This window comes from Cellulosimicrobium sp. ES-005 (assembly GCF_040448685.1).
GTDB lineage: Bacteria > Actinomycetota > Actinomycetes > Actinomycetales > Cellulomonadaceae > Cellulosimicrobium > Cellulosimicrobium cellulans_G.
In genome coordinates this window covers 2,620,175-2,647,169 of sequence record NZ_CP159290.1, presented here as the reverse complement: position 1 = coordinate 2,647,169, position 26,995 = coordinate 2,620,175, and the positions used below count along the sequence as shown (strand labels likewise).

At 74.3% G+C, this 26,995-nt stretch carries 23 protein-coding genes; 11 read left to right on the top strand and 12 right to left on the bottom strand.

Features of this window, described 5'->3' with window-relative positions; translation table 11 throughout:
• Positions 1–6: 6 nt before the first annotated feature.
• The 3 genes from ABRQ22_RS11615 to ABRQ22_RS11605 are packed head-to-tail and all read right to left on the bottom strand — an operon-like array spanning position 7 to position 2,512.
• The gene (locus ABRQ22_RS11615; protein ID WP_253054849.1) at positions 7–585 is read right to left on the bottom strand and encodes a TetR family transcriptional regulator; all 579 of its coding nucleotides are present in this window, start codon (positions 583–585) and stop codon (positions 7–9) included.
• A 2-nt stretch (positions 586–587) separates the two neighbouring features.
• Positions 588–1,181: a sugar O-acetyltransferase gene (locus tag ABRQ22_RS11610; RefSeq protein ID WP_253054847.1), complete on the bottom strand. Its 594-nt coding sequence runs from the start codon at positions 1,179–1,181 to the stop codon at positions 588–590.
• Positions 1,178–2,512: an MFS transporter gene (locus ABRQ22_RS11605; RefSeq protein ID WP_353706839.1), complete on the bottom strand. Its 1,335-nt coding sequence runs from the start codon at positions 2,510–2,512 to the stop codon at positions 1,178–1,180. The genes ABRQ22_RS11610 and ABRQ22_RS11605 overlap by 4 nt, the downstream gene beginning before the upstream one ends.
• Positions 2,513–2,677: 165 nt before the next feature.
• On the opposite strand from ABRQ22_RS11605, the gene ABRQ22_RS11600 reads away from it, so the two are divergent.
• The gene (locus ABRQ22_RS11600; protein WP_353706838.1) at positions 2,678–3,982 is read left to right on the top strand and encodes a PIN domain-containing protein; all 1,305 of its coding nucleotides are present in this window, start codon (positions 2,678–2,680) and stop codon (positions 3,980–3,982) included.
• On the opposite strand, the gene ABRQ22_RS11595 is transcribed toward ABRQ22_RS11600, so the two are convergent.
• On the bottom strand, positions 3,979–4,821 hold the full coding sequence (locus tag ABRQ22_RS11595; RefSeq protein ID WP_353706837.1) for an alpha/beta hydrolase: 843 nt from the start codon (positions 4,819–4,821) through the stop codon (positions 3,979–3,981). The genes ABRQ22_RS11600 and ABRQ22_RS11595 overlap by 4 nt on opposite strands.
• A 109-nt stretch (positions 4,822–4,930) precedes the next feature.
• Here ABRQ22_RS11595 and ABRQ22_RS11590 point away from each other — a divergent pair, with 109 nt between their 5' ends.
• Positions 4,931–5,500 carry a TetR/AcrR family transcriptional regulator gene (locus ABRQ22_RS11590; RefSeq protein ID WP_353709546.1) on the top strand — a complete coding sequence of 190 codons (570 nt, stop codon included), beginning with the start codon at positions 4,931–4,933 and terminating at the stop codon, positions 5,498–5,500.
• Positions 5,501–5,753: 253 nt separating this feature from the next.
• Entirely contained in the window at positions 5,754–7,088 is a 1,335-nt protein-coding gene (locus ABRQ22_RS11585; RefSeq protein ID WP_353706836.1) for a family 16 glycosylhydrolase, read from the top strand.
• 87 nt (positions 7,089–7,175) lie between these two features.
• Here ABRQ22_RS11585 and ABRQ22_RS11580 read toward each other — a convergent pair whose 3' ends face one another.
• The gene (locus ABRQ22_RS11580) at positions 7,176–8,381 is read right to left on the bottom strand and encodes a cation:proton antiporter (protein ID WP_353706835.1); all 1,206 of its coding nucleotides are present in this window, start codon (positions 8,379–8,381) and stop codon (positions 7,176–7,178) included.
• 236 nt (positions 8,382–8,617) lie between these two features.
• Between ABRQ22_RS11580 and ABRQ22_RS11575 the strand changes: the two genes are divergently transcribed.
• Positions 8,618–9,994, top strand: a complete 1,377-nt coding sequence (locus ABRQ22_RS11575; protein WP_353706834.1) for an 8-oxoguanine deaminase — start codon at positions 8,618–8,620, stop codon at positions 9,992–9,994.
• Positions 9,995–10,043: 49 nt separating this feature from the next.
• Here the strand turns inward: ABRQ22_RS11575 and ABRQ22_RS11570 are convergent, their stop codons facing one another.
• Positions 10,044–10,538, bottom strand: coding sequence for a GNAT family N-acetyltransferase (locus ABRQ22_RS11570; RefSeq protein WP_353706833.1), 495 nt, complete (start codon positions 10,536–10,538; stop codon positions 10,044–10,046).
• Between the two features lie 182 nt (positions 10,539–10,720).
• Here ABRQ22_RS11570 and ABRQ22_RS11565 point away from each other — a divergent pair, with 182 nt between their 5' ends.
• From ABRQ22_RS11565 to ABRQ22_RS11555, 3 genes are all read left to right on the top strand, one after another.
• The gene (locus ABRQ22_RS11565) at positions 10,721–12,367 is read left to right on the top strand and encodes a nucleobase:cation symporter-2 family protein (protein WP_353706832.1); all 1,647 of its coding nucleotides are present in this window, start codon (positions 10,721–10,723) and stop codon (positions 12,365–12,367) included.
• 156 nt (positions 12,368–12,523) lie between these two features.
• Positions 12,524–13,978, top strand: a complete 1,455-nt coding sequence (locus ABRQ22_RS11560) for an amino acid permease (protein ID WP_253054825.1) — start codon at positions 12,524–12,526, stop codon at positions 13,976–13,978.
• Positions 13,979–14,067: 89 nt separating this feature from the next.
• A complete protein-coding gene (locus tag ABRQ22_RS11555) occupies positions 14,068–14,712 on the top strand; it encodes a lysophospholipid acyltransferase family protein (protein ID WP_253054823.1) in 645 nt (214 codons plus the stop codon).
• A gap of 3 nt (positions 14,713–14,715) precedes the next feature.
• Here ABRQ22_RS11555 and ABRQ22_RS11550 read toward each other — a convergent pair whose 3' ends face one another.
• The gene (locus ABRQ22_RS11550) at positions 14,716–15,459 is read right to left on the bottom strand and encodes a ZIP family zinc transporter (RefSeq protein WP_277514237.1); all 744 of its coding nucleotides are present in this window, start codon (positions 15,457–15,459) and stop codon (positions 14,716–14,718) included.
• 132 nt (positions 15,460–15,591) lie between these two features.
• Here ABRQ22_RS11550 and ABRQ22_RS11545 point away from each other — a divergent pair, with 132 nt between their 5' ends.
• The 3 genes from ABRQ22_RS11545 to ABRQ22_RS11535 all read left to right on the top strand — a co-directional run bounded on the left by ABRQ22_RS11545 (position 15,592) and on the right by ABRQ22_RS11535 (position 18,822).
• Positions 15,592–16,929 carry a histidine kinase gene (locus tag ABRQ22_RS11545; RefSeq protein ID WP_353706831.1) on the top strand — a complete coding sequence of 446 codons (1,338 nt, stop codon included), beginning with the start codon at positions 15,592–15,594 and terminating at the stop codon, positions 16,927–16,929.
• Complete coding sequence (locus tag ABRQ22_RS11540) at positions 16,926–17,576, top strand: response regulator transcription factor (protein WP_353706830.1); 651 nt, start codon at positions 16,926–16,928, stop codon at positions 17,574–17,576. Before ABRQ22_RS11545 ends, ABRQ22_RS11540 begins: the two co-directional genes overlap by 4 nt.
• A gap of 85 nt (positions 17,577–17,661) precedes the next feature.
• The gene (locus tag ABRQ22_RS11535) at positions 17,662–18,822 is read left to right on the top strand and encodes a hypothetical protein (RefSeq protein ID WP_353706829.1); all 1,161 of its coding nucleotides are present in this window, start codon (positions 17,662–17,664) and stop codon (positions 18,820–18,822) included.
• A 93-nt stretch (positions 18,823–18,915) separates the two neighbouring features.
• On the opposite strand, the gene ABRQ22_RS11530 is transcribed toward ABRQ22_RS11535, so the two are convergent.
• The 4 genes from ABRQ22_RS11530 to ABRQ22_RS11515 form a co-directional block, all read right to left on the bottom strand.
• Entirely contained in the window at positions 18,916–19,767 is an 852-nt protein-coding gene (locus ABRQ22_RS11530; protein WP_253054813.1) for a hypothetical protein, read from the bottom strand.
• Positions 19,768–19,816: 49 nt separating this feature from the next.
• Complete coding sequence (locus ABRQ22_RS11525; protein WP_253054811.1) at positions 19,817–20,917, bottom strand: hypothetical protein; 1,101 nt, start codon at positions 20,915–20,917, stop codon at positions 19,817–19,819.
• Positions 20,914–21,537 (bottom strand): SigE family RNA polymerase sigma factor, encoded by a 624-nt coding sequence (locus ABRQ22_RS11520; RefSeq protein ID WP_253054809.1) that lies wholly within the window; start codon positions 21,535–21,537, stop codon positions 20,914–20,916. Before ABRQ22_RS11520 ends, ABRQ22_RS11525 begins: the two co-directional genes overlap by 4 nt.
• 101 nt (positions 21,538–21,638) lie before the next feature.
• Positions 21,639–22,694 carry a phosphatase domain-containing protein gene (locus tag ABRQ22_RS11515; RefSeq protein ID WP_353706828.1) on the bottom strand — a complete coding sequence of 352 codons (1,056 nt, stop codon included), beginning with the start codon at positions 22,692–22,694 and terminating at the stop codon, positions 21,639–21,641.
• Positions 22,695–22,861: 167 nt separating this feature from the next.
• Here ABRQ22_RS11515 and ABRQ22_RS11510 point away from each other — a divergent pair, with 167 nt between their 5' ends.
• On the top strand, positions 22,862–23,443 hold the full coding sequence (locus tag ABRQ22_RS11510; protein ID WP_353706827.1) for a pyridoxamine 5'-phosphate oxidase family protein: 582 nt from the start codon (positions 22,862–22,864) through the stop codon (positions 23,441–23,443).
• A gap of 31 nt (positions 23,444–23,474) precedes the next feature.
• Here the strand turns inward: ABRQ22_RS11510 and ABRQ22_RS11505 are convergent, their stop codons facing one another.
• Complete coding sequence (locus ABRQ22_RS11505; RefSeq protein ID WP_353706826.1) at positions 23,475–26,852, bottom strand: discoidin domain-containing protein; 3,378 nt, start codon at positions 26,850–26,852, stop codon at positions 23,475–23,477.
• Between the last annotated feature and the right edge of the window lie 143 nt (positions 26,853–26,995).

The following is a 26,995-nucleotide window of genomic DNA, read 5'->3' as shown; positions in this document are numbered from 1 at the left end:
CGCCGGTCAGAGGACCTGCGTGAGGCGCCGGACCGCGCCGAGGACGTCGACGTCGTCGTGCGGCTCGGTGTCGAGCGCGCGGTGGATGGTCATGCCCTCGATGAACGCGTCGAGCACGCGGCACGTCGCAGGGTCGAAGTGACGCCCGAGCGCGTCGCGGCTGCGGCGCATCCAGTCGTTGGTGAGCGTCCGGTAGGCCGGGTCGCGCGCCGCGAGCGTGTAGAGCTCGTGGGACAGGACGAGGTCGCGCTGGGTCGCGAAGACGTCGTGCGTGATGAGCGTCGTGACCGCCTGCACGGCCTCCTCGGGCGTGCGCGCGGCGCTCATGCGGCGCTCGAACTGGGCGGCCGCGTCGCGCGCGAACCGGCCGAACGCCTCGCGCAGCAGCTCGTCCATCCCGGCGAAGTGGTAGGTCATCGACCCGAGCGGGACGTCGGCGGCGGCCGCGACGCGCCGGTGCGACGTGCCGGCGACGCCGTGCTCGGCGACGACGTCGAGGCACGCGTCGACGATGCGGTCGCGGCGCTCCGGGTCGTGGCGGCGGGCGCGGGGGGTCGGCCCGGTCGGGGCCTCGGGGGCGCTCATGGTCAGATGTTCTCGCGGATCACCCGGGCCGGGTTGCCCACCGCCACCACGTTCGCGGGCAGGTCGCGCGTCACGACGGACCCCGCGCCCACCACGGTGTTGTCGCCGATCGTCACGCCGGGGCACACGATCACGCCGCCGCCGAGCCACACGTTGTCGCCGAGCGTGATGGGCTCGGCCGCCTCGAGCTTGTCGCGCCGGGGCTGCGGGTCGACGGGGTGGGTCGGCGTGAGGAGCTGGACGTTCGGCCCGAGGAGGCAGTCGTCGCCGACGGTGATCGCCGCGACGTCGAGCGCGGTGAGCCCGGAGTTGACGAACGTCCGGTCGCCGAGGTGCACGTTGCTGCCGAAGTCGACCGCGAGCGGCGGCTTGACCCACGACCCCTCGCCGAGCGACCCGAGCAGGTCGGCGAGGATCGCGCGGGCGTGCGTGTCGTCGCCGTCGCCGTCGAGGACGGCGCGGTGGAACGCGTCGACGAGGACCATGCCCCGGTGGACCCCGCGCGCGATCTCGGGGTCGTCGGCGACGTACAGGTCGCCCGCGGCCATGCGCTCGTAGCTCGTGCGGTCGTCACCGGCGAAGTAGTCGGTGGTCATGCGGTGGTGGCCTCCTCGGGCGCGGTCGTGCGGCGGTCGTGGTCATCATGCCGGTCGTGGCCGGCCGGGCCCGGTCGGCCCGCGGAGCGCCGGCGCGGGGCGAGCACGCCGGCCAGGAGCACGACGACGAGGCCGGCCAGCGGCAGGACGAGCAACCCGGCGCGCAGGCTCGTGGCGTCGGCGACGAGCCCGACGATCGGCGGGGACAGGAGGAACCCGAGGCGCAGGAGCCACGACACGAGGGTGAGCCCCGTGCCCGCGCGCAGTCCCGGGAGCTCGTCGGCCTGCTGCATCGCGGCGGGGACCAGGGTCGCGACGCCGAACCCGGCGGCGGCGAACCCGGCGATCGTGCCCGGGACGGAGGGGAACGCGAGCGCGAGCCCGGTGCCGAGCAGCACCAGCGCGCCCCCCGTCCCGGCGACGGCGCGCTGGCCGAAGCGGTCGACGAGGCGGTCGCCGACGAGCCGACCGACGAACTGCGCGCCGACGAGCGCGACGAACCCGGCGGCGGCGAGCGTCGCCGGGGCGCCGAGCGACCCGGAGAGGTAGACCGCCGCCCACGTGCTGCCCGCGTCCTCCACGAGCGTGCCCGCGACGGCGACGAGGACGAGCGCGGCGAGGACGGCGGCGGTGCGCGTGCGGGACGGGCGCGCGGCGGCGCCCGCCGCGGCGGCCTCGGCGCTGGTCGGGGCGCCCGGGGTGGTGAGCGTCCCGGCCTCGCCCGCGACGCCGTCGGGCACCTCGCCGTCCAGCCCGGGCAGGCACGCGCGCAGGGCGACGAGCGCGACGACGGAGAACAGCGCGCCGGTGATCGCCAGGTGCACGGCGAGCGGGAGGTCGAGCGCGATCGCGGCGGCGGCCATGCCGCCGCCGACCACGGCGCCGACCGACCACAGCGCGTGGAAGCCGTTGATGATCGACCGGCCGTAGCGGCGCTGCACCCGGAGGCCGTGCGCGTTCTGCGCGACGTCGGTGAACGCGTCCATCGCGCCTGCGGCGAACAGCGCGACGACGAGCAGCGGCAGCGCCGGGGCGAGGCCTGCGAGCAGCAGCCCGGCCGCGGTGAGCACCGTGCCCGCGACGGCGACGCGTGCCGAGCCGAAGCGCCGCACGAGCGCCGCAGCCGCGAGCCCGGCGGTGATCGCCCCCGCGGGGAACGCGGCGACGGCGAGCCCGTAGGTGGCGTTGCCCAGGTCGAGCCCGGCCTTGATCTCGGGGTACCGCGGCACGAGGTTCGCGAACAGCGCGCCGTTCGTGAGGAACAGCGCGGCGACGGCGACCCGCGCCCGCCGCACGTCCGGCGCCGGCCGCGCAGGGGGAGGCGACGACATGCGGACGATCGTACACACGATGTGTACGTCCGTACACACACCTGGTGCCGAACCCGGGGTTGGTCCCCACCTCGGCACCGAGGTGGGGAACAACCCCGGGTTCGGCGGGGTGGGGGAGACGACAGCACGGGTGCGGGGGCGGCGTCTGCACCTAGGCTGGCGGGCATGGACACCGAGGAACGCCTGGCCGTCTTCATCGACTACGAGAACCTCGCGCTCGGCGCGCGCGAGCACCTGGGCGGCATGACGTTCGACTTCGGCCCGATCGCCGACGCGCTCGCGGTGCGCGGGCGGGTGGTCGTGCGGCGCGCCTACGCCGACTGGTCGTACTTCGACGAGGACCGGCGCTCGCTCACACGGCACCAGGTCGAGCTCATCGAGATGCCGCAGCGCATGGGCGCGTCGCGCAAGAACGCCGCCGACATCAAGATGGTCGTCGACGCGATCGAGATGGCCTTCGAGCGCGACTACATCTCGACGTTCGTCATGTGCACGGGGGACAGCGACTTCTCCCCGCTCGTCCACAAGCTGCGCGAGCTCAACAAGCGCGTGATCGGGGTGGGTGTCGAGAAGTCGACGTCGCGCCTCCTGCCGCCCGCGTGCGACGAGTTCCTCTTCTACGACCGGCTCGAGGGCGTCGACGTGCCGGACGAGCCGGAGCCCCGGTCGGTCCGGGGCTCGCGCGCCGGGGCGAGCGGGACGACGACGGGCGCCGGCAAGTCGAAGCGCGGCGGCGGGCGCTCGACCGGGCGCCGCAAGGCGACCGAGATCGCCGAGCCGGAGGTCGAGACGCCGGCTGCCGCGGCGCTCGCCGAGCTGGGCGAGGCCGTCGGCCGCACGACCCGCCGCGGCGAGCCCGTCGTGACGGAGAGCGACGAGGTCGACGTGACGACGACGCCGGTCGCCGAGGCGTCGGAGTCCGTCGAGGCGTTCGCGGCGGTCGAGCCGCCCGCGTCCGAGGCCGACGACGACGCACCCTCCGGCGAGGACCTCCCCATGGAGGTGCGCGTCGCGCAGACGCTCGCCGACCTCGAGGCCTCGACGAGCGGCGCGGTGACCGCGTCCGTGCTCAAGCGCACGCTGCTGCGCAAGGACCCGACGTTCAGCGAGGCCGACTACGGGTTCCGCAACTTCGGCGAGTTCCTGCGGTTCCTGGCCGACCGGGGCTTCGTCGAGCTCGCACCGGGGCCGGCGACGGGCGACCCCGAGGTCTCCCTGCCCGCGCAGGGCGACACCGACCAGGCGTTCGCGCTCGTGCGCGAGGTCGTGCAGGAGGAGGGCGGCTCGACCGTCCTGTCCGGGCTGAAGAACGCGATCCGCAAGAAGCGCCCGGACTTCAGCGAGAAGGCGCTCGGCTACCGCGGCTTCCTGCAGTTCTGCAAGGCGGCGCAGGCCGCCGGCGCCGTCGACCTGGCCTGGGACGACGACGCCGACGACTACCGCGTGTCGGTCGCCAAGCGGGTCACCTAGCGGGCGACGAAGGCGAGCAGCGCCGCGTTGACCTCGTCCGCGTGCGTCACGAGCAGACCGTGGGGCGCGCCCTCGATCTCGACGTACTCGGCGTCCGGCACGAGCCGGCGGAAGCGGCGCCCGGTCGCGTCGATCGGCAGGATGTTGTCCTTCGTGCCGTGGAGGATGAGCGTGGGCTTGCCCGCCGCGCGGACGGCGTCGACGTCGGCCCGGAAGTCCTCGATCCACGTGGGCACGACGGCGTACGCGGCGACCGGCGCGGACCCGATCGCGGTGATCCAGCTTGCGCGCACGGTGTCCTCGCTGATGCGCTTCCCGAGGTTCTCGTCGAGGTTGTAGAAGTTCTTGTAGAAGTCGGTGTACCAGGCGTACCGGTCGGCGCGGGCCGCGTCGACGATCCCGTCGAACACCGACTGCGGGACGCCCTCGGGGTTGTCGTCCCGCTGGACGAGGAACGGCTCGAGCGACGCGAGGAACGCGAGCTTGGCGACGCGCTCGTGCCCGTGGTTGTGGACGTAGCGGGCGAGCTCGCCCGTGCCCATGGAGAACCCGACGAGGATCACGTCGCGCAGGTCGAGCGTCTCGAGGACGGTGTCGAGGTCCGCCGCGAAGGTGTCGTAGTCGTACCCGCTGCCGACCTTGCTCGACGCGCCGAACCCGCGGCGGTCGTACGTGACGACGCGGTGGCCGGCGTCGATCAGCTCGCGCTTCTGGAGCTCCCAGCTGTGCCCGTCGAGCGGGTAGCCGTGGATGAGGACGACCGGCTGGCCGGTGCCCTGGTCCTCGTAGTAGAGCTCGATGTCGGTGGAGTTCTCCTGCCCGACGGTGATGTACCCCATGGTCGTGCTCCCTTCGCGGAGTCGGGAGAACGGTCGTTCTCCCGTTGGTCGCTACACTAGAGAACGATGGTTCTCCCCGCAAGAGGGGGGCGATGAACAGGAGGTGACGATGCTCGACGACGCGAGCGCTCGCGCGCTGGTGGTGGCCGCCGCCGACCGGCTGTTCTACGCGCGCGGCGTCCAGTCGGTCGGGATGGACGCGGTCCGCACCGAGGCCGGGGTGTCGCTCAAGCGCATCTACGCGCTGTTCCCGTCCAAGGACGACCTCGTCGTCGCCGTGCTGCGGCACCGCACCGAGCAGTGGGACGCGGGGATCGCCCGCGCGGCGGCTGGTGCGACGACGCCCCGCGACCGGCTGCTGGCCGTGTTCGACTTCCTCGACGCGTGGTTCCGCGAGGACGGGTTCCGCGGGTGCGCGTTCATCAACTCCTTCGGCGAGCTCGGTGCGACGTCGCCCGCCGTCGCCGCGGCGGTCCGCGAGCACAAGGAGTCGTTCCAGCGGTACGCGCGCGACGTCGTGCGCGAGGCGGGCCTGCCCGACGACGTCGCCCTCCAGGTCGTCCTGCTCGCCGAGGGCGCGCAGACCACGGCGGCGATCACGCAGGACGTCGACGTCGCGCGCCAGGCGCGCCGTGCGGCCGAGGCGATCCTCGACGCGGCGGTCCCGGCGACGGCCTGAGGCGCCAGAAGGTGCCCGCGCCCCCGTGGTCTGAGCTCGGGGCGCTCGCGGGCCCCGACGCCCGACGGAGGCGTGGGAGTGGGAGCGATTCCACGACACGCCGAGAGAGCGCTTGCTCGGGCGCGGCGAGTGCCCGTAGGTTCGCGGGCGGAGGGCCGAGGAACGGCCCCCGCCCCGGTGCGGAGTCGCGCCGAAGCACGTCGCGCACCGTGGCGAGACGCAGGTGGCAGTCGCCGCCGGACCTGGAGGATCGATGGACCTCGCACGTCAGCGTTCACCCCGTCCCACGCCCCTGCGGGGCGCCCGTCCACGACCTGGCAGGCCACGACGCCGTCCGGCACCGCACCTCGGCGACGCCGCGCGCCGCGTCCTGGCGGGCGCGGTCGCGGTGATCGCCGTGAGCGCCGGGGCGCTCGTCGCAGCCCCCGCCGCGACCGCCGCGCCGGGTGACGTCATCTGGTCGGACGAGTTCGACGGCGCCGCGGGCTCGGCCCCGAGCTCCGCCCGCTGGAACCACGAGACGGGCGCCGGAGGGTGGGGCAACGCCGAGCTCCAGAACTACACGACGTCGCGCGCGAACTCGGCGCTCGACGGACAGGGCCACCTCGTCATCACCGCGCGCCGCGAGGCCGACGGGTCCTACACCTCCGCCCGCATGACGACGCAGGGGAAGTACCAGCCGCAGTACGGGCGCGTGGAGGCGCGCATCCAGATCCCGCGCGGCCAGGGCATCTGGCCGGCGTTCTGGATGCTCGGCGGCAACCTGCCGGGGGTCGGCTGGCCGGCGTCGGGCGAGATCGACGTCATGGAGAACGTCGGCTTCGAGCCGCACCGCGTGCACGGCACGGTGCACGGACCGGGGTACTCGGGCGGCGCCGGCATCACGGGCATGTACCAGCACCCGCAGGGCTGGTCGTTCGCCGACGACTTCCACACCTTCGCGGTCGACTGGAAGCCGGGCGAGATCACGTGGTTCGTCGACGGCCAGCAGTTCCACCGGGTGACGCGCGCGAGCGTCGGCGCGAACGCGTGGGTGTTCGACCAGCCGTTCTTCCTCATCCTCAACGTCGCGGTCGGCGGGCAGTGGCCGGGGTACCCCGACGGCACGACCTCGTTCCCCCAGCAGATGAAGGTGGACTACGTCCGGGTCTACGACAACGGCTCGGGAACCTCCAACCCGAACCCCGGTGGCAGCCTGCCGACCGGGACCGGGACGATCCGGATCGCGAACGGGTACTGCCTCGACGTCCCGTGGGGCCAGACGCACGACGGCAACCGCGTGCAGATCGTCCCGTGCAACGGCAACGTCGCGCAGTCGTGGACGCGGGGCAGCGACGGGACGATCCGGGCGCTCGGCAAGTGCCTCGACGTGAGCGGCAGCGGCACGGCGAACGGGACGGCGGTCCAGCTCTGGACCTGCAACGGCACGGGCGCCCAGAAGTGGTCCTACGACGCGGGGTCGAAGACGCTGCGCAACCCGCAGTCGGGTCGGTGCCTGGACGCCGAGGGCGGCAACCCGCTCTACGAGGGTCAGCGGTTCGTGATCTGGGACTGCCACGGGTCGACCAACCAGCAGTGGACCTTCTGAGTCCTCCGCAGCCGAGCGAGGCGTCCGTGTGCGAGCGCTGCGTCCCCGGACGCGTCGCTCGCGCGCGGACGCATCACTCGCCCGGGGTCATCCGGCGCCGCGTTCTCCCGTCGGCGGGGCCGCGACGTCGTCGGGCTCCGTAGGGCGCGAGCCGAGCCGGCTCGCGACCATCGGGAGCACGATCACGGACAGCACGCCCGCGCCGACGAGCGCCGCGCCGACGCGCGACGTCATCGCGTCCTGCTCGACCGCGATCTCGGTGAGCGCGACGAGCAGCGGCAGCGCGGTCGCCGCGTAGAGCGCGGTCTGGACGCGCTCGACCGACGGCAGCTCGCGCCGGAACCACAGCAGCACCGGCCCGCCCCGCACGATCACCATGAGCGCGAAGAACGTCAGCGGCAGCAGCGGCGACGCGACGATGGAGTCGATGTCCAGGCCCATGCCGGAGCTGACGAAGAACACCGGAACGAACACGCCCCACGCGACCGCGTCGAGCTTCTTCTCCAGCGCCTCGACGTCGCCGGGCGCCCAGCGGCGCAGCACCATCCCGCCGACGAACGCGCCCAGCACCGCGTCGAACCCGAGCCCCGCGGCGAGCGCGAGCAGCGCGACGAGCAGCAGCACGGTGAGGCGCAGGGTGCTCTGGCCGGTCCCGTGCTCCGCCGCGCTGAAGAGGCGGTCGCCGCCGAGCGCCTTGAGGCGCCCCAGCCTCCCCGGTAGCGCGGACAGCGCGATCGCGACGACGGCGAACAGGACCAGCAGGACCGCCGCGACCCCGCTCTCGCGCGTCCCGAGGAGAACGGCCATCGCGACGATCGGTCCCAGCTCGCCCACCGCCCCGACCACGAGCACCGCGCGGCCGAGTCGCGAGCCGAGCTGACCGCCGTCGCGCAGGATGGGGAGCACGACGCCCAGCGCGGTGGTCGTGAGCGCGATCGCCCCCGCTGCGACCGCGTGCGGGGAGTCGTGGCCGACGACGGCGAGGACGAGGGCCGCCCCGACGACGAGCGACGTCAGCCACGCCGCCCCGGCACGTCGCCCCACGCGCTCGCGCAGGAGGTTCGGCTCGAGCTCGTACCCGGCAAGGAGGAAGAGGAACCCCATGCCGAGGTCGGACAGGAGCGTGACGTCGTCGGGCGTCGCGAGGTCGAGCGCGGCCGGCCCGATGAGGATGCCGCCGAGCAGCAGCACGACGACCTGCGGCACGCGCGACCGCACCGGCATGAGCCCCGCGAGCAGCGGCGCCAGCAGCGCGACGACGAACACCGGGACGAGCGGGGCGTAGACGTTCACGGGCGGTTCTCCGGGTGTCGGCGGGCGGCGGGTCCCAGGATCCCGCAGCGCCGCAGGTCGCGCGCGGCGGAGGCCCGCGGCGTCGTCCGTCGGGGTTGACGGTGCGTCGCGCCCCGGCCTACGGTCGGCCCAGCCGCGGATCCCGCGGCACCTGGATCGGCAGACAGGACCACTGAGCCGGCGCACCGTGGCGCCGGAGCCGCGCCCCGGTGAGCGACGAGCCACCAGGAGGCACCATGACCAGCCCGTCGTCCGGCACCCGCACCTGGGTCCGTGACCCGCTCGGCGTCTTCACCGCCGACGACTCCCCGGACGCCCCGGACGCGCGCGGCGGGGTCGTCGTCGAGGACGGCGTGATCGCCGAGGTCGTCGCGGCGGGCGCGGAGCCGTCCGCCCCGGTCGACGCGACGTTCGACGCGTCCCAGCACGTGCTCACGCCCGGGCTGATCAACACGCACCACCACTTCTACCAGACGCTCACGCGCGCCTGGGGGCCGGTCGCCGACGCCCCGCTCTTCCCCTGGCTCCAGCGCCTCTACCCGGTGTGGGCGCGCCTGACCCCGCGCGACCACGAGCTCGCGACGACGGTCGCGCTCGCCGAGCTGCTGCTCTCCGGCTGCACGACGGCCGCCGACCACCACTACGTCTTCCCGGCCGGCCTCGACGACGCGATCGACCTCCAGGTCGCCGCCGTCCAGCGGCTCGGGATGCGCGCGACCCTCACGCGCGGGTCCATGACGCTCGGCCAGGACGACGGCGGTCTGCCGCCGCAGTCGGTCGTGCAGAGCCTGGGCGTGATCCTCGCCGACTCGCAGCGCCTCGTGGAGAGGTACCACGAGCGCGGCGCCGGGGCGCGGGTCCAGATCGCGCTCGCGCCGTGCTCGCCGTTCTCGGTGACCACCGACGCGATGCGCGAGAGCGCGGCGCTCGCGGAGGACCTCGACGTCCGCCTGCACACGCACCTCGCGGAGACGATCGACGAGGAGGACTTCTGCCGCGATCGCTTCGGGATGCGCACGGTCGACTACCTCGAGTCGGTGGGATGGCTCACGGACCGCGCGTGGCTCGGCCACGGCATCCATTTCGACGACGAGGAGGTGCGCCGCCTCGGGGCCGCGGGAACCGGCGTCGCGCACTGCCCGACGTCGAACATGCGCCTCGCGTCCGGGATCGCGCGCGCCGTGGAGCTCGAGGACGCGGGCGCGCCCGTCGGGCTCGGGGTCGACGGCTCGGCGTCGAACGACGCCTCGACGATGATCCTCGAGGCACGGCAGGCGCTCTACCTCCAGCGCCTCAGGTACGGCGCCGACATCCCCGTGACGCGCGCGCTCGGCTGGGGCACGCGCGGGTCGGCGCGCGTGCTGGGCCGGGACGACGTCGGCGTGCTCGCCGTCGGGAAGCAGGCCGACCTCGCGCTGTGGCGCCTCGACGAGCTGCGCTTCTCCGGCGCGCACGACCCGGTGGCGGCGCTCCTGCTGTGCGGGGCCGACCGCGCGGACCGCGTCATGGTCGGCGGCGAGTGGCGCGTGGTCGACGGCGCGATCCCGGACCTCGACCTCGGCGCCCTGGTCGCCGAGCACTCGGCCGCGGCCCGGCGCCTCGTCGCGGGCTGACCCGCGGCCGAGCGGGGACGTGCCCGGCCACCGGCCGGGGCGTCCCCGCTCAGAGCTCGCGGTAGTAGTGGACGACGGGGAGGGCGGTGAAGCCGCGCGACTCGTAGAGGGCGCGCGCGGCGTCGTGCCCCGGGTCACCGCCGGTCCAGACGTTGGCGTACGCGCACCCGGCGTCGCGCATGAGCTGCAGGGCGCCGTCCACGAGGAGGCTCCCGATGCCGTCGCCCTGAGCGTCGGGGTCGACGGCAATGATCTCGAGGTCGGCGGTGCGGGCTCCCTCGGCGGGAGGCTCGCCGATCACCGTGGTGGCGAACCCGACGACGCGGCCGGCCCGCTCTGCGACGAGCGTCGTCGTGGGGTGCTTCTCGCACGCGCCGCGCACGTCCGCCTCCTGGCTGCGTCGCCAGTCCGGGTAGGCGAGCCCGTAGAGGCGCTCGCCGAGGATCGCGCGCCACGAGGTGAAGGCGTCCTCCCACGCGCGCAGCGACAGGTCGACGACGGCGTCGAGGTCCGTGGGGCGGTAGGGGCGGAGCGTGGCGGTCACGGCTGGAGGCTACGGAGCCGGGCGGGCAGGTGCCAGTGCTTTGCGGCGGCCGACGACCGAGGGCCGTCACCGCAGGCCACGCGCGAGTTGCCGGGAGGGACTTGACACACGTCACACTTGGCGTTCGAATAGTGGAAGTAGTTTTCCGCCAAGCGGAACGATAGCTGACGAGGAGGTCCGCTATGAACGCGCGAGCCACGAGGGCCACGGACGGCGCCGAACGTCGTCCGGTACGCCCCGAGGACGAGCGGCTGCCCATCGGGTCGACGTTCGGGTACGGGTTCCAGCACGTGCTCACGATGTACGGCGGCATCATCGCCCCGCCGCTCATCGTGGGTGGCGCCGCCGGGCTGACCGGGGCCGAGATCGGGACGCTCGTCGCGGCGTCCCTCTTCATGGGCGGCCTCGCGACGATCCTCCAGACGCTCGGCATCCCGTTCTTCGGGTCGCAGCTCCCGCTCGTGCAGGGCGTGTCGTTCGCGGGCGTGTCCACGATGGTCGCGATCGTCAACGGCGGGGGAGGGATCCCGGGCGTGCTGGGCGCGGTGCTCGTCGCGTCGGCGGTCGGCCTGCTCATCACGCCGTTCTTCGCGCAGATCATCCGGTTCTTTCCGCCGGTCGTCACGGGCGTGGTCATCACGACGATCGGCCTGACGCTCATGCCCGTCGCGGCGAACTGGGCGATGGGCGGCAACGCGAGCGCGCCCGACTACGGCTCGGTGAGCAACATCGGCCTCGCCGCGCTGACGTTCGCGATCGTCATCCTGCTGTCGAAGGTCGGCAGCGGCACGATCTCGCGCCTGTCCATCCTCATCGCGATCGTCGTCGGCACGCTCATCGCGCTCGCGCTCGGCAAGGCGGACTTCTCCGGCGTCGGCGACGGCCCGGTCGCCGCCTTCCCGTCGTTCCTCGGCTTCGGCGCCCCGACGTTCGAGATCGCCGCGATCATCTCGATGCTCATCGTCATCCTCGTGACCCTCACCGAGACGACGGCGGACATCATCGCCGTGGGCGAGATCGTCGGCACCAAGGTGGACCGCAAGCGCATCGCGAACGGCCTGCGCGCCGACATGGCGTCGTCCGTCGTCTCGCCGTTCTTCGGCTCGTTCACGCAGTCGGCGTTCGCGCAGAACGTCGGGCTCGTGGCCATCACGGGCGTGAAGTCGCGGTTCGTCGTGGCGGCGGGTGGCGCGATCCTCGTGGTCCTCGGTCTCCTGCCGGTCCTGGGCCGCGTCGTGGCCGCCGTCCCGACGCCGGTCCTCGGCGGTGCGGGCGTCGTGCTGTTCGGCTCGGTGGCCGCGTCGGGCATCCGGACCCTGGCGAAGGTCGACTACTCGCGCCCCATGAACCTCATCATCGTGGCGGCGTCGATCTCGTTCGGCATGATCCCCATCGCCAAGCCCGACTTCTACGACCAGTTCCCCACGTGGTTCGGCATCATCTTCCACTCGGGCATCAGCTCCGCCGCGGTCATGGCGATCCTGCTCAACCTGCTCTTCAACCACGTCAAGCTCGGCAACCCGCCCGACCCGTCCGTGTTCGCCGCGGGCGCGGAGCACGGGGCGAGCGCGGTGGACGAGGACGACCTCGACGATCTCGAGGACGACGGCGTCATCAACGGCTCGACGCGCCGGCCCGCGGCCACCGACACGGTCGCTCCCGCCGCCGAGCCCGGGGCCAACCCGGCGACCGTCGCGGGAGACCAGCACGTCGACGGGGTGCCCTCCCCGGCACCCGGGGCGGCTCCCGCGGACGGTGCGGCCGACGGCGAGAGCACCGCGCCCCGGCAGCACGCGGTCGCCCCGCTCCCGCGGACCGCGACCCCGTAGACGCACCCGCCGAGCAGGCACAGCGTCGTGCCCGACGCCGCCCCGCCCCCGAGCGACCCCCTCGCGCCGGGTGCGGGGCGCCGTCGTGCCCGGGACGTGTAGCGTCGTGGGTCGGCGTCGAGCACGACGCCGGCACCCCGACCGCAGGACCGCACCATGAGCACCCCCACGCCCGAGCGTCCGGCACCGACCGCGAGCGGCGCACCGACCGAGAGCCCGGCGGCCGACCACCTCGGGCACGGGCTGCGGACGCGGCACCTGACGATGATGGGGCTGGGCTCCGCGATCGGCGCGGGGCTGTTCCTCGGCTCGGGCGTCGGGATCGCGACCGCCGGTCCCGCCGTCCTCGTGTCGTACGCGATCGCGGGCGTCGTCGTCATCCTCGTCATGCGGATGCTCGCGGAGATGGCGAGCGCGCGGCCCGCGAGCGGGTCGTTCTCCGTGTACGCGGAGGAGGCGCTCGGGCCGTGGGCCGGGTTCCTGCTCGGCTGGCTCTACTGGTTCATGCTCGTCATGGTGCTCGGCGCCGAGATCACGGGCGCCGCGCGCATCGTCACCGGCTGGTACCCGGACGTGCCGCAGTGGGGCGTCGCGCTCGTCGTGGTCGTCGTGTTCGCCGTGATCAACCTGTGGGGCGTCCGGCAGTTCGGCGAGCTCGAGTTCTGGTTCGCGTTCGTCAAGGTCGCGGCGATCGTCGGGTTCCTCGTCGTCGGCGTCCTTCTGGTCCTCGGGCTGCTGCCCGGGACCGACCCGGTCGGCACGTCGAACCTCCTGGGCCACGGCGGCTTCGCGCCGGAGGGGTGGGGCGGGATCGCCGCGGGGCTGCTCGTCGTCGTCTTCGCGTTCGGCGGCATCGAGATCGTCACGATCGCCGCGGCGGAGGCGCGCGAGCCGCGTACCGCGGTCGCGCGCGCGACCCGCAGCATCGTGTGGCGGATCCTCGTGTTCTACCTGGGCTCGGTCGCGATCATGGTGCTCGTTCTGCCGTGGGACTCGCCGCTGCTCGCCGAGAGCCCGTTCGTCGCGGTGCTCGACCTCGCGGGGCTGCCGGGCGCGGCCCGCGTCATGGAGGTCGTCGTGGTCGTCGCGCTGCTGTCCGCGTTCAACGCGAACGTGTACGGCACCTCTCGCATGGCGTACTCCCTCGCCGGGCGCGGCGACGGCCCGCGGGCCCTGCGGCGCGTGTCACGTCGCGACGTCCCGTGGGTGTCAGTGCTCGTCTCGGTGTTCTTCGCGCTCGTCGCGGTGGGGCTCAACTGGCTCCTGCCCGAGGCGCTGCTCGGCATCCTGCTCAACGCCGTGGGCGCGGCGCTGCTCGTCGTGTGGGTCCTCGTGGCGGTGTCGCAGCTCCGGCTGCGCCGTCGGATCGAGGCGCAGGCGCGCGCGTCGGGCGAGCCCATGACGCTGCGCATGTGGGGCTTCCCGTGGCTCACGTGGGCCGTGCTCGCCGGGCTCGCGGCGCTGGCCGTCCTCATGCTGACCGACGACGCCGCGCGCGCCCAGCTCCTGTCCACGGCCGGTCTCGTGGTCGTCATCCTGGCGCTCTACGCGGTGACGCGCGGCGGCCGCGCGCGCCGCGTGGCGTCGGCGGGGGCGCGCGGCGACGCATGAACCGGAGGTGACGTCGGACGACCTGCGGGAACGCCGGCGTCGAACGCAGCGTGCACGGACGTGCGCCGACGACGGTGCACAATGAACGGATGACCTACCGCGTCCTGAGGCTCATCCTGTCGCTGCTCGCCTACGTGCTGCTGCGGCCACAGGTGACCGGACGCAACAACATCCCGCGCAACGGGGCGGTCATCCTCGCGAGCAACCACCTGTCGTTCATCGACTCGATCCTCATCCCGATCGTCGCGCCGCGGCACGTCACGTTCCTCGCGAAGGCCGAGTACTTCACGGGCCGCGGGCTCAAGGGCCGGCTGTCGCGCTGGTTCTTCACGACGATCGGCATGATCCCCGTCCAGCGCGACGACCCGCGGGCGGGGCAGCGCTCGCTCGAGGACGCGCTCGAGGTGCTGCAGCGCGGCGGCGCGTTCGGCATCTACCCCGAGGGCACGCGCTCGCGCGACGGCAAGCTCCACCCGGGCCGCACGGGCGTCGCGTGGCTCGCGCTCGCCGGGCACGCGCCGGTCGTCCCCGTGGCGGTGCGCGGCACGGACAAGGTGCAGCCCATCGGCAAGCGGATCCCGCGCCTGCACCGCGTCGAGGTGCACTTCGGCAAGCCGATCGACCCGCAGCGTCAGATCACGGCCGGCACCAAGCCCGCGCAGGCGCGGCGCGAGCTCACGGACGAGGTCATGGCGTCGATCCACCGCATGAGCGGCCAGGACCTCGCGGCCTGAGGCTCAGAGCGAGCTCAGCCCGAACGCCGTCGCGAAACCCAGCACCGTGACGAGCCCGGTGACCGGGCCGCCGAACTCCGTCGCCTCGGGGATCATCGTGTCGACGAGCATGGTGAGCAGCGCCCCCGCGGCGAACGCCTGCGTGATCGCCACGACCGCGGGCGACGCACCGTCGAGCGCGACGTAGCCGATCCCGGCTGCGAGCGCCGAGACCAGGGTCGTCGACCCCCACAGCACCCAGAGCCGCGACGGCTTCGTGCCCGCCTTGAGCAGTCCCGACGTCGCGGACATCGCCTCGGGCAGGTTCGAGACGAACACGGCGGCGAGCATCGCGACGCTCACGCCGCCGCCCCCGATGAGGGTCGCGCCGAGCACCACGGACTCGGGGATGCCGTCGAGCACCGTGCCGAGCGCGATCGCCGCGCCGCCGGTCCCGCCCGCCGCCTGGACGGACTCCGCCTGCACGCCGGTGGACCGCTTGCGGCCCTCGCCGCCCATCCGGTCGATGATGCGGTCGCCGACGAAGAACGTCAGCGCCCCGCCCGCGAGGCCCGCGAGCAGCACGAGCCCGCTCGCGTGCGTGGACGCGTCCTCCACGAGGTCGTACGCGACCGCACTGATGAGGACGCCCGACCCGAAAGCCATGATGAGCCCGACGAGCCGCTGTCCGGGCGGTCGCCAGAAGACCAGCGCGGCACCCAGGAGCAGCGACGACGCCCCGACGAGACCCCACCAGAAGCCGATCATGGGCCCATTGGACCAGCGGCGGGGCGGGACCGCGCGGGGGACGTGCGCGGCACGCGGGGAGGGCCGCAGGAGGGCGCCACGTTCCCCCGGCCGGGGGAGGCGCTCCCCGCGCCGTCCCGCGACACTGGGGGCATGACGCCCGACGACGCCCGCACGACCCGTGCGGCGCCCGCGCCGGGGCAGGCCGGGTGGGAGCGCGTCGTCGCGCCGCTGCGCAGCGCGGCCACGGTGCGGGCCGGGGTCTACCTCGTGGTCGGCGGCGTGGTCGCCGGCGCGTACGTGACGCTGGTCGCCGGGTTCGTGCAGATGTTCGCCTCGTTGCAGACGCCGCGCGTCGCGACGGTCGTCCTCGCGCTCGTCTCGGCGGTCCTCGTGAGCACGCCGCCGTTCCTCGCTCCCGTCCGCGCGCTCGAGATCGCGGCAGTGCGGACGTTCCTCGACGTGGCCGTGCCCCAGCCGGCGCCGGGCGCCCCGCCGCCGGGCGCGGCCACGCGCTGGCGCGCCGCCGCCTGGTACGGGCTCCACCTCGCGCTCGGCGCCGCGGTGCTCGTCGTGGTGCTGTTCCTCGTCCCGGTGGCGACCCAGCTCGTCCTCTCCGCGACGGGCGTGGAGCCGGTGCTCCTCGCCGACTGGCGCCCGTGGGAGGCGCTGCCCCCGTGGGCGTGGCTGGTCACCGCGGTGCTCGCGCTGCTCGCCGTCCCGTACGCCGTCGCGCTCGCGCGCGCCGTGCTGCGTCAGGCGGCGCTCCCGCTCCTCGGCCCCGACCAGACGGAGCGCATCGCGGAGCTCGAGGCGGCGGCCGACCGCGACGCCGAGCGGGGCCGGCTCGCGCGCGAGCTGCACGACTCGGTCGGCCACGCGCTGACCGTCACGACCCTCCAGGCCGCCGCGGCCGCCCGCCTCCTCGATCGCGACCCGGTCGCCGCGCGTGCCGCGCTCGCCGCGATCGAGGAGACGGGCCGCACCGCCATGGCGGACCTCGACCACGTACTCGGCCTGCTCCGCGCGGACGCCGCCGCGGCCACGCGTGGCGGCGCACCCGTGCGCAGCCCGGCGCGCACGCTCGCCGACCTCGACGCCCTGCTCGACGACGCGCGCCGCACGGGCGTCGACGTGCACCTCGCGCAGGACGAGGTCCTGCTGCCCGACGTCCCGCGCGCGGTGTCGCGGGAGGCGTACCGGGTCGTGCAGGAGGCGCTCACGAACGCGCTCCGCCACGCGCCCGGCGAGCCGGTCGCCGTCGCGGTGGCGCGGGGTCCGGGCAGCGCGCTCGTCGTCGAGGTGCGCAACCCGCTCGGGCCGGGCACGCGCCGTCGGGCACCTGACGACCCCGGCCGCGAGCGTCGCGGCCTCGCGGGCATGCGCGAGCGGGCCCACCTGCTGCGCGGCGAGGTGTCGGCGGGTCCGGCGCCCGACGGCGGCGCGTGGGTCGTGCGCGCGACGTTCCCGCTGGCAGGATCGGGCGGATGACCGACGGGACGACGCGCGTGGTGCTCGTGGACGACGAGCCCCTGGTGCGCGCGGGGCTGCGCGTCATCCTCGGCGCGGAGCCGGACCTCGAGGTCGTCGGCGAGGCGGGCGACGGCGCGGAGGTGCCGGGCGTCGTCGCGCGGACGCGACCCGACGTCGTGCTCATGGACGTGCGCATGCCGCGCGTCGACGGCATCGCGGCGACGCGCGCCCTCCTCGCGCGCGACGACGCGCCGCGCGTGCTGGTCCTCACGACGTTCGAGAACGACGACCACGTGCTCGACGCGCTGCGCGCGGGCGCGCACGGGTTCCTGCTCAAGCGCGCGCGGCCCGAGGAGGTCGCGCAGGCGGTCCGCGTCGTCGCGCGGGGCGAGTCGCTCCTGTTCCCCGACGCGGTGCGCCGGCTCGCGACGGCGCGACCGCCCGCGGGCGACGCGCTGCGCGACGCGCACCTCACCGAGCGCGAGGGCGAGGTGCTGCGGCTCGTGGCGCAGGGGTTGTCGAACGCGGAGATCGCGGGCGAGCTCTACCTCGGCGTCGAGACGGTGCGCACGCACGTCGGCAACGTCCTCGCCAAGCTCGGGGTGCGCGACCGCACGCAGGCCGTCGTGCGCGCCTACGAGTCGGGCTTCGTCCGGGCGGGCTGACCGCCGCGAGCGTTCCCCCGCACGGGGGAGCGTCGTCGTCGCCGCGGGGGATCCGGCGCGGACCGCCGGACGCGAGGGTCGAGTCATGAGCACACGAACCCCGCCCCCGTCCTCCGTCACCACGCCGTCGGGCCCGCGCACGGTCGTCGTCGGGTCCCTCGCCGGTGCGCCGCCCGGCCCCGGCCGGCACGCGGCCCGTGGTCGGTGGATCGCCCCGACCGCCGCCGCGTGGTGGGCGGTCGGGGGCGTCGCGGCCCTCGTCGTCACCCTGACCGGCGGCACGCTCGCGGTGGGTGACGCGAACGACCTGTCGTTCGGCGCCCTGAGCGAGGTCGCGGGTGCGACGCTCACGCCCTGGGTCGCGGTCCTCGCGCTCGTCGGCGCGGCGACCGCGCTGCGGGCGTGGCTCGGGGCCCGGCACGGCCCCGTCGCCCGGGCCGACCGCGCGCTGACGGTCGCGGCCACCGCGGTCGTCTCGGCCGGGGTGCTCGCGCTCACCGACGCGTCCATCCTGGCCCGTCTCGGGTACCTGCCGGTCACGCTCGTCATGGCGCCGTTCGACCCCGTGATGCGGGCGGCCTTCGAGAACTTCGTCGGCGCGGGCCCGCTCACGCAGCTCGCGCTCCTGGTCGGCGGCGCGCTGGTCGTCGCCTCGACGTGGCGGTTCGTGCGCCGAGGGGTCGGTGCGTGCGCGTCGTGCGGGCGCCGCCACGACGGCCACGACCCCGCCTGGACGACGCCCGCCACCGCGGCCCGCTGGGGCCGGACGGCCGCGCTCGTCGCCGCCGCGGTCCCCGCCCTCTACGCGGTGACGCGCATCGCGTGGGTCCTCGGCATCCCGCTCGGCTTCTCGCCCGACGACGTCGCGCAGCTCGCCGGGGACGACGGGTGGGTCGCGGCGCTCGGGCTGGGCGGCTTCGCGCTCGTCGGGGCGGTGCTCACGCTCGGACTCTTCCAGCGCTGGGGCGAGGTCTTCCCCCGGTGGATGGTCGGGCTCGCGGGCCGGCGGGTCCCGGTCGGGCTGGCGGTGATCCCCGCGACGATCGTGGCGGTCGCGGTCCTCCCCGCGGGGCTCTCGCTCATCGTCCTCGGCCTCGGCGAGAGCCGCCTGGCGCTCACCGCGGACTCGTGGGGCGCCGTCGGCCCGATGTTCCTGTGGCCGCTGTGGTCCCTCGCCCTCGGCGCGGCCACCTACGCCTACTGGCTCCGCCGCCGCGGCACCTGCCGCGCCTGCGGCCGCGGGTGAGCCCGCTCCGCCGACCACGACGCTACCCCCCGGCGAGCACGATGTTGCTGTCGTTATCAGCCCGATAACGACAGCAACGTCGTGCTCGGCGGGCTACTGGGGTTCTACCGGGCCGTCTTGGCCCGCTACCAGGGTGCCGCAGGTGGTCTCCTGGGCGGTCGTGACCACCGGGTCGTCCGGGGCTGCGTCCTGGGCGACCGTCTCCTCCTCGCCGTTCGTGGCGGTCTGCGCGCCCGTGTCGAGGTCGACGAAGGTGCGCGACACGGTGAAGGACGTGCCGTCGTCGGACACGGCGTTCAGGCCCGCGAGGTGCAGCTCCCCGTCGACCTCGGTGCAGCCGACGCCCGTGCCGAACCCGGTGAAGCCCTTGTCGAACGTGTACTGCTCGCCCTGGGCGTTCTGCGTCGGCGTGACGGCGCAGTCGGCGGCGGAGAACAGCAGGACCTCGCGGCCCGTGTCGACGAGCGCGATCGGGGCCGTCGCGTCGCCCGCGGCGACGAGCTGGACGATCGCGCTCGCCGCGACCGGGCTCGCGGACTCGATCGGCGCGGAGAACGTCGCGCCCGACGCCGTCGTGATCCCGAACGCGCGGTCCGCGCCGCCGGTCAGCCACGCGGTGTCCGGGCGGCCGTCGCCGTCGACGTCGACGATCTCGTGCGTGCCCGCGCCCGCGGGGACGCCGTCGCCCGCCGCGGGGCACCCCTCGGCGGCGGGCGACGACGTGTCGTCGGTCGGCGTGCCCGTGTCCGTCGGCGACGGGTTCGGGGACTCCGTCGCGGTCGGGGTCTCCGCCGCGGGAGCGTCCTGCGTCGGACGGTTGACGAGCCACACGACCAGGGCGATCACCAGGACCGCGACGATCGTGAGCACGATCCACGGCCAGGTCCGCCGTGGCTGCTCGGGTTCGGGCTCGGGCGTGGGGAAGGGCAGCTCGGGCGTCGTCATTCCCTCAGGCAACCACCCGCGACGACGCGTGGCACCCCGGCGCGCCGCGTCACGGTGTGGTGTCACGCTCCCAGCGGAGCGGGTCGAGCATGTCGTCCGCGGTGCACTGCCAGGTCAGGTCGTCCTCGTCGTCCCGGGTGATCCCTCTCGATGCGTCGAGCGCCCGGCGTTCGTCCACGCATGCCGCGACGAACCCGGCGGGGCTGGCCCACGGGTCGTCGGCCACGTAGTCCTCGGCGAAGGTCTGGATGGCGACGTCGTCCGCCGACAGCGCGCTGCTGCGTGTCGGAGCCGACCGGGAGCCCTCCGTCGCGTCCCACACCGTGGTGCAGACGTCGCCGTCGGTGTCGCACCCGCCGTACCCGTAGCCGCTGTCGTACAGGCTGCGCACGAAGACCCCTCGGACGGCGGGGGCGGGGAGACCGGTCCGCGCGTCCGTGACCCGCATCGCGAAGACGCCGCCCCACGGGCCGGGGGCCAGGGCAGTCACGGGAAGGTCGACGGTGGCGCGCGCCTCTTCCCCCGGACCGAGCAGCGTCTCCCGCGCCACGACGGTCGCGATCGTCGGGTTCTCAGTCGTGCCCGGGTCGTCCACGAGCCCGACGGCGAGCTGGTCGCTGCCGTCCGGACCGGTCACGAGGGCGAGGTCCCCCCGCGACCCGGCGACCGGGCCGGTGGGCAGGCTCCCACCGGCCAGCAGCGTCTCGAGGTCGGTGTCGTCGCCGGCCCAGACCCGCAGCGGCTGGTCGACGTCGTCCGGCTCGACCGTGAGAAGGAACCGCGTCCCGGGCTCCCACGTCGGCAGGCCGAGGTCCACCACGACCCCGCCCCCGGCGCGGTCGTGGACGCGCGGGTCGACGGCGGCCGTCACGCCCGGGGCGAGCTCGACCACCCCCGCGGCACCCGTGCTGCGCGCGGCCGCCGGCAGCGGAGCGTCGTCGGTCCCCGTCCGGGCCGACAGCGGCCCCGCGAGCAGCCCGACCGCCGCGGCACACCCGGCCGTCGCGGAGAGCGCGGCCGTCCGGCGGCGGCGCTGCGCGCGACGCGACGAGGTCAGGACGCGGTGGGCGTCGAGGGCCGAGTGCAGGTGGTCTGGTGCGACGGCGGCGCGCAGCCCGGCGGCGAACGCCGCGTCGTCGTGGTCGGTCACGAGGGGTCTCCTTCGGTCGGAGCGGTCGGCGGGCCGCTGCGTGAGCCGGTGTCGGCGAGGGCCGTGCGGAGCCGGGCGAGCGCGCGAGAGGCCGTGGACTTCACGGTCCCCACCGGGATCCCGAGCTCGCGCGACACCTCCGCCTCCGAGAGGTCGAGCAGGTGCCGCAGCACCACCACGCGGCGCTGCCGCAGCGGGAGGGTGAGGAGCGCCCGCACGACGGCGTCGCGGTCGTGGACCAGCCCGGTCGCGTCGGGCGCGTGGCGGCGTGAGTCGTGGTCGAGGCCAGTGAGCACCTCACGGCGCGTGCGCCGCCAGGTGTCGACGCGGAGGTTCGCGAGGATCGTGCGGGCGTACGCGAGCGGGTCGCCCTGCCGCGCCCGCCGCCACGAGCGCCACGTGCGCTCGAACGTCTGCTGGGTGAGCTCTTCCGCGCGGTGGTGGTCACCCGAGAGCAGGTACGCGAGCCGGTAGAGCGGGTCCTTCGCCGTCTCGACGAACGCCACGAACTCCTCGGCGTGGCCCGCGCCGGTGACCAGGTGCAGGTCGCGGTCGACCCAGGCGCCCGGTCGTGGCGGGTCGTCCGCGGTCATGAGCGTGGCCCTCGTCGAGATCGTCACGCCCTCAGCACGCAGCGGGAGCGGGAAAAGTTCCCTCGCGGAAGAACCGGCCGCTGCTGCTGCCGGTGCCACGTGACCGGTGACTCGTCCGCCGCGGGCTCTCAGCGGCGCAGGGCCCGGGCGAGGGCACGGGTGAGCGCGTCGCCGTCAGGGCCGAACGCCGTCGGGACACCGGGGCCGACCTCGCCCGGGAGGCTGCCCGGCGTGGGCAGCGGTGAGCCGTGGGCGAGGACCTGCTGCGTGGGCGTCAGCTCGCGGATCGCGACGGCGGCGACGTGGTCAGGGTGCAGCCGCGCGGCGCGCGCGTAGATCTCGGGGTCGTGCTGGCCGTCGTCGCCCACGAGCAGCCAGTCGACGTCGGGCAGCTCGCGGAAGAGGCGGTCGAGCGAGGTGTCCTTGTGCTCCTGGCCGCTGCGGAACCAGCCGGTGTTCGTCGGGCCCCAGTCGGTGAGCAGGAGCGGGCCGGGCGGGAACCCGTGCCGCTGGAGGAACCGGCGCAGGTTCGCGGCGGTGTTCCACGCGCCGGTCGACAGGTAGACGAACGGGGTGCCGGGGCGCGCCGTCGCGATCCCGCGGTAGAGCGCGGCCATGCCCGGCACGGGGACGCGCGCGCTCGAGTGCCGGACGAACGTGTTCCACGCGGCGATGAGGGGGCGCGGGACGGCGGTCACCATCGCGGTGTCGTCGATGTCGGACACGACGCCGAGCCGGCGCCCGTCGGCCACGACGAGCACGCGGCCCTTCGCGATCGCGCCCGAGGACGGGCGGAACGTCACGTCGTGCCATCCCGGGGCGAGCGCGACGTCGATCGTCGCGTCGAGGTAGCCGCTGCGGTCGGACACGAGGTCGACCGTCGCGTCGCCCACGTGCACACGGACCTCCTCGCGCGGGGCGGGGGCGGTGAAGAAGTAGCGCCAGCCGCGCCGGTCGGCGGACTCGCGCTCGTGCAGGGCGGGGTCGAACGCGGGGCTCGCGAGGAGCACGCGCGCGAGCACGCGCACGCGCCGGGGGGTGCCGTACCCCGCGAACGGCTCGACGCGGGGGCGCCACCCGCGCGCCTTCTGGAAGCGGGAGACGACGGCGCGCCACCGGTCCTCGATCCGGGCCGCCCGGTGCGGTCGCTGGGTCACGGCGTGCTCGGTCGGGGTCGAGGTCATGAGGGCGCGGCGGTCTCCGGTCGACGTCGGGGGCTGCTGCCCACTGTGTCACATCCCGGTGACGGCGCACCGTCCCGACGCGGCCGTCCCGCGGGCCGGGCACCGATGAGTTCCGGGCGCCGCCCGGGTCGACCCCGACGTCCGACGAGCCTCGACAGGAGCAACCCATGACCGAGACGCCTGCCCCGACCGCCGACCACGGCGACCTGCTCGCCGCCTACAGCACGCCGGAGGCGCCACGGGTGCCGTGGTCCGCCGTCCGGGAGGCGCTCGAGCGCGCGGAGGTGTCGTGGGTGTCCACGGTCCGGCCCGACGGGCGTCCGCACGTCACGCCGCTGCTCACCGTGACGGCCGACGGCGCTCTGTTCTTCTGCACGGGCCGCGACGAGCGGAAGGCGCGCAACCTCGCGGCGAACGCGCACGTCGTCCTCACGACCGGCGCGAACCGGTTCGAGGAGGGCATGGACGTCGTGGTGGAGGGTGACGCGGCGCGCGTCACCGACGACGCGATGCTGCACCGCCTCGCGGAGCGGTGGCGCTGCAAGTACGACTGGCACTTCGAGGTCCGCGACGGCGCGTTCTGGGACACCGCGGACGGGGGTGGGGAGGCGTACGTGTTCGCCGTGCGGCCGGACGTCGTCTTCGCGTACGCGCGCGGCGCCGAGCACACGGCGATGCGGTGGCGGTTCGGTGCCGACGCGCCGTCGACCGGCCTGGGCGCGGCGCGCGCACCGCAGCCCGCCCCGTGAGGGCGGGCTGCGGCGTCGAGCGCGGACGTGCTCAGTTGCGCGTGATCGTGAAGGTCGACGTCGTGTTCTCGATGTCCCGGAAGTTGCCCGAGAACGTGAGGTTGGTGAACGTCGCCGTGCCGACCGCCGGGCCCTGGCCGGCCTCCGGCATCGGGTTGGCCCAGATGCCGTAGCCCGACTTGGCGTCGTACCGGTCGCCGCTCTTCTTCGCCCCCGTGATGGTCACGTTGGTGAAGGTCGGGTTCTGGAACGTGTTCTGCGGCTGGCCCCCGACGTAGTTCGTCTGGAACATGATCCCGGAGTACGTCGGGTCGATGACGTCGAGGTTGTTCACCTGGATGTTCCCGAAAGCCTTGGACGCCGAGAACATCCACACGGCCCCGAACACCTGGTCGCCCCAGAAGTGCCCGCCCGAGCGGACGACGGTGAGCCCGTCGAACACGGTGGGCGCCGGGCCGAAGCCCTCCATCGGGTACCCGAAGTCGAGCGAGCTGATCGTGACGCCCGAGTAGACCAGGGTGTCCGCGATGTAGATGTTGCGGAACGTGTTGTCCTGGCCGCCGTAGACCGCGAGGCCCGCCGCACGCCACGTGTTGGTCGACGTGAGGTTCTCGAACACGTTGCCGCGCTGCCCGCTGCCGCCGTTGTCGGTGGCCGCGAAGAGCGCGAACGAGTCGTCGCCCGTGCCGCGCGCCTGGTTGTTGTGCACGTGGTTGTTCGCGCTGCCGTTGGTCATGTTGATCGCGTCCGCGAACGTGTTGCGGATGCGGGAGTTCTTGACCTCCGAGTCGTCCATGTTGGAGGCCCAGAACATGCAGATCATGTGCTCGACCCAGATGTTGTCGATCGTCATGTTCTTCACGTTGGCGAAGTCGAACACCTTGCCCGGTCCGTCGATGCGCGACGTGTAGTTCCCGAAGTACGCGAAGTCGCGGAACGTCGAGCCGTTCGCGCTCGCCTCGGCGCGGAAGCCGACGTCGGTGTTCTCCTGGCCCTGCGGCGCGAAGAACCGCGTGAACCACGGCCCGGCGCCGACGACGTCGACCCCCTTGCCGTAGACCTGGAACTTGCTGGACGTCTGGTAGTCGCCGGCGGGCAGGTAGACGCCCTTGAGCGTGCCCGTCGTGTCCATGCGGACCTTGTCGAGCGCGGCCTGGACGTCCTGGTGCGTGAAGCCCGCAGGCTGGGTGTACTGCGCGGGGTTCGGATTCGCCTGCGGCGTCGCGAGCTCGAGGTCCACGAAGTCGATCGCGTACTGCGACGTGTTCTGCGCGGTCTTCTGGAGGCGGATCGTCGAGCCTGCCGGGACGGTCGTGCCGAGCAGCGTGCTCGCCTCGTCGTAGACGTGGCGCGGCGCGCCCTGGCCCGGCTGGTTGCCCGGGTTGGTCTCGTTGCCGTAGAGCCACGCGTAGCGCGAGGTGAGGTCGATGTTCTTGAGGAACTGGCCGTCCACGTAGATCGCGAGGGTCGCGTTCGTCCCGCCGCCACCCGCCGAGTCCGGGATGGAGAAGCGGGTGAGGAGCGTGTTCGTCGGGGCCTTGGTGGTCCACTCGACGTACGCGCCGGTCTGGTTGAGCGTGACCGCCCGGCGGCCGGACGCCTCGCCCGCGAGGTCGCCGACGACGCGGTTGGGCGCGAGCACGGTCGCGCCGCCGCCCGTGACGCCGTCCTCGGCCTCGTACGTGTCGAACGGCAGGTTGGCGCCCCGGCCGACGAACAGGGGACGGGTCGCGGTGTTGTTGGCCTGCTTCGCGGCGACCTCGGTGGAGTCCGGCGCGGCGACGACCTTGACGTCGTAGTTGCCGTTCGCGGCGGTCCACGTGCCGAGGTCGACGCTCGCGCTGCTCGCACCCGCGGCGATCGCGCCGCTCACGGAGCCGGTGAGGGTGCGCACGACGGCGCCCGTCGCCTTGTTCGTCACGGTGACGGTGAGGCCGTGCGCGGCCGTGGAGGTTGCGACGTTGCCCTGGTTCGCGATCGTCGCGGAGAACGTCACCGGGCCGCCCGCGGACGGGTTGCTGGGCGACCACGTGAGCGTCGGGACGAGGTCCGAGCTCGGGACGGCCGTGACGACGAGCGGGGTCGGGTTCGCGTAGGCGTTGTTGCCCTCGTTCTGCTCGGCCACCGTGCCGCCCGCGTCGGCGACCGCGCCGATCGTGTAGCTCGCGGCGGGCCGCGCGCCCACGTCGGCGGTGATGGTCGCCTGGGCGCCGGCCGCGAGGCCGCCGACCGGCTTCGTCGCGACGGTCTGGCCGTTCAGCGTGAACGCGACGTCGGTCGCGGCGGACGCCTGCGTGCCGATGTTCTTCACGACGGCCGACAGCGTGATCGCCTGCGACTCGAGCGGCGACGCGGGCGTCGCGGTGACGCTCGTGACGACGAGGTCGGGGTTGGGGGCGGCGGTGCCGAACACCTGGAGCTCGGCGACCTGGCCGTTGCCGGAGCCGGTGTTCCCGGTGAACCGCAGGCGCACGTCCTTGGCCGTGCCCGTGACCGGGATCGTGACGGTGTTGCCCGTGGCCGGGGAGAACGCGTAGCCCGCCGACGGCTTGAGGGTCTGCCAGGCGCCGGTCGCGGTCGCGCGACCCTGGACCTCGAACGTCTGGGTGCGCGGGCCCCACACGGACGCCGGCGGGAGCTTGACGACGACGTCCGTGAGCTGGGCCGCGGCGTCGAGCGAGACCGTGAGCGTGCTGGGGTACTGGCCGCCCGCGCCCTCCCAGTAGGTCGACGTGCTGTCGTCGTTCGCGTTCTTCGCCACGAACTGCCACTCCGTCGACGACCCCTCGATCGGCTTGTTCAGCGCGAGGTTGGTCCCGGTGGGCGGCTCGGGGTTCCCGGGTCCCGGGTCGGTGCCGCCGGCGGTGCCGCGCACCTCGAGCTCGGAGAGCTGGCCCGCGGGCCAGCCCGTGTTCGCGGTGATCTGCACGCGCACGTAGCGGGCGGACGTGTCCGGCACGTCGACCGTCACGGTGTTCCCCGACGCGGGGTCGAACGCGTACGCCTGCGACGCCTTGATCGTGGAGAAGGTCGAGCCGTCGGTGCTGGACTGCACGCTGAGGGTCTGGCTGCGCGTCTCCCAGCCCGCGGGCAGCTTGAGCACGAGGTCCTCGACCGTGGCGGCCGCGCCCAGGTCGACCTGCGCCCACTGCGGGAACGTGTTGTTGGTCGACTCCCAGTAGGTGCCCTGGTTGCCGTCGGTGAGGTTGCCGGACAGGTACGGCGAGTTGTTGCTGCTCGCGGCCGTCGACTTCCCGGCGGACAGCACCGTGGGCGCAGCCGTGGCCGTGGTCGTCAGGCCGAGCGGGACGAGCAGGGCCGTCGCCGTCGCCGTGGCGGCGAGGGTGCGGAGCCGGCGCGTCGGCGCCCCGGCGGGTGTGCGGTTCGACGTGCTGGGTCGATGTCTCATCGATGTCCTCGATCTCCCGTCGTCGTCGACGGGCGTCAGGCCGCGCCGCGCGCGACCTCGCACCGGACCGGACGCCCGGTTCGGAGGACGGGCCACGGCGCACGTCCGGCCGGGGCCGGGTGGCTCGGGTCAGTACCTTCGAG

What these genes read in the sequence shown, in the direction of transcription:
- ABRQ22_RS11605 (WP_353706839.1), bottom strand. Translation starts at nt 2,512, where the DNA reads ATGTCGTCGCCTCCCCCTGCGCGGCCGGCGCCGGACGTGCGGCGGGCG.
- ABRQ22_RS11550 (WP_277514237.1), bottom strand. Translation starts at nt 15,459, where the DNA reads ATGATCGGCTTCTGGTGGGGTCTCGTCGGGGCGTCGTCGCTGCTCCTG.
- ABRQ22_RS11510 (WP_353706827.1), top strand. Translation starts at nt 22,862, where the DNA reads ATGACCGAGACGCCTGCCCCGACCGCCGACCACGGCGACCTGCTCGCC.
- ABRQ22_RS11615 (WP_253054849.1), bottom strand. Translation starts at nt 585, where the DNA reads ATGAGCGCCCCCGAGGCCCCGACCGGGCCGACCCCCCGCGCCCGCCGC.
- ABRQ22_RS11600 (WP_353706838.1), top strand. Translation starts at nt 2,678, where the DNA reads ATGGACACCGAGGAACGCCTGGCCGTCTTCATCGACTACGAGAACCTC.
- ABRQ22_RS11590 (WP_353709546.1), top strand. Translation starts at nt 4,931, where the DNA reads ATGCTCGACGACGCGAGCGCTCGCGCGCTGGTGGTGGCCGCCGCCGAC.
- ABRQ22_RS11595 (WP_353706837.1), bottom strand. Translation starts at nt 4,821, where the DNA reads ATGGGGTACATCACCGTCGGGCAGGAGAACTCCACCGACATCGAGCTC.
- ABRQ22_RS11575 (WP_353706834.1), top strand. Translation starts at nt 8,618, where the DNA reads ATGACCAGCCCGTCGTCCGGCACCCGCACCTGGGTCCGTGACCCGCTC.
- ABRQ22_RS11565 (WP_353706832.1), top strand. Translation starts at nt 10,721, where the DNA reads ATGAACGCGCGAGCCACGAGGGCCACGGACGGCGCCGAACGTCGTCCG.
- ABRQ22_RS11555 (WP_253054823.1), top strand. Translation starts at nt 14,068, where the DNA reads ATGACCTACCGCGTCCTGAGGCTCATCCTGTCGCTGCTCGCCTACGTG.
- ABRQ22_RS11540 (WP_353706830.1), top strand. Translation starts at nt 16,926, where the DNA reads ATGACCGACGGGACGACGCGCGTGGTGCTCGTGGACGACGAGCCCCTG.
- ABRQ22_RS11505 (WP_353706826.1), bottom strand. Translation starts at nt 26,852, where the DNA reads ATGAGACATCGACCCAGCACGTCGAACCGCACACCCGCCGGGGCGCCG.
- ABRQ22_RS11610 (WP_253054847.1), bottom strand. Translation starts at nt 1,181, where the DNA reads ATGACCACCGACTACTTCGCCGGTGACGACCGCACGAGCTACGAGCGC.
- ABRQ22_RS11585 (WP_353706836.1), top strand. Translation starts at nt 5,754, where the DNA reads ATGGACCTCGCACGTCAGCGTTCACCCCGTCCCACGCCCCTGCGGGGC.
- ABRQ22_RS11545 (WP_353706831.1), top strand. Translation starts at nt 15,592, where the DNA reads ATGACGCCCGACGACGCCCGCACGACCCGTGCGGCGCCCGCGCCGGGG.
- ABRQ22_RS11535 (WP_353706829.1), top strand. Translation starts at nt 17,662, where the DNA reads ATGAGCACACGAACCCCGCCCCCGTCCTCCGTCACCACGCCGTCGGGC.
- ABRQ22_RS11530 (WP_253054813.1), bottom strand. Translation starts at nt 19,767, where the DNA reads ATGACGACGCCCGAGCTGCCCTTCCCCACGCCCGAGCCCGAACCCGAG.
- ABRQ22_RS11560 (WP_253054825.1), top strand. Translation starts at nt 12,524, where the DNA reads ATGAGCACCCCCACGCCCGAGCGTCCGGCACCGACCGCGAGCGGCGCA.
- ABRQ22_RS11515 (WP_353706828.1), bottom strand. Translation starts at nt 22,694, where the DNA reads ATGACCTCGACCCCGACCGAGCACGCCGTGACCCAGCGACCGCACCGG.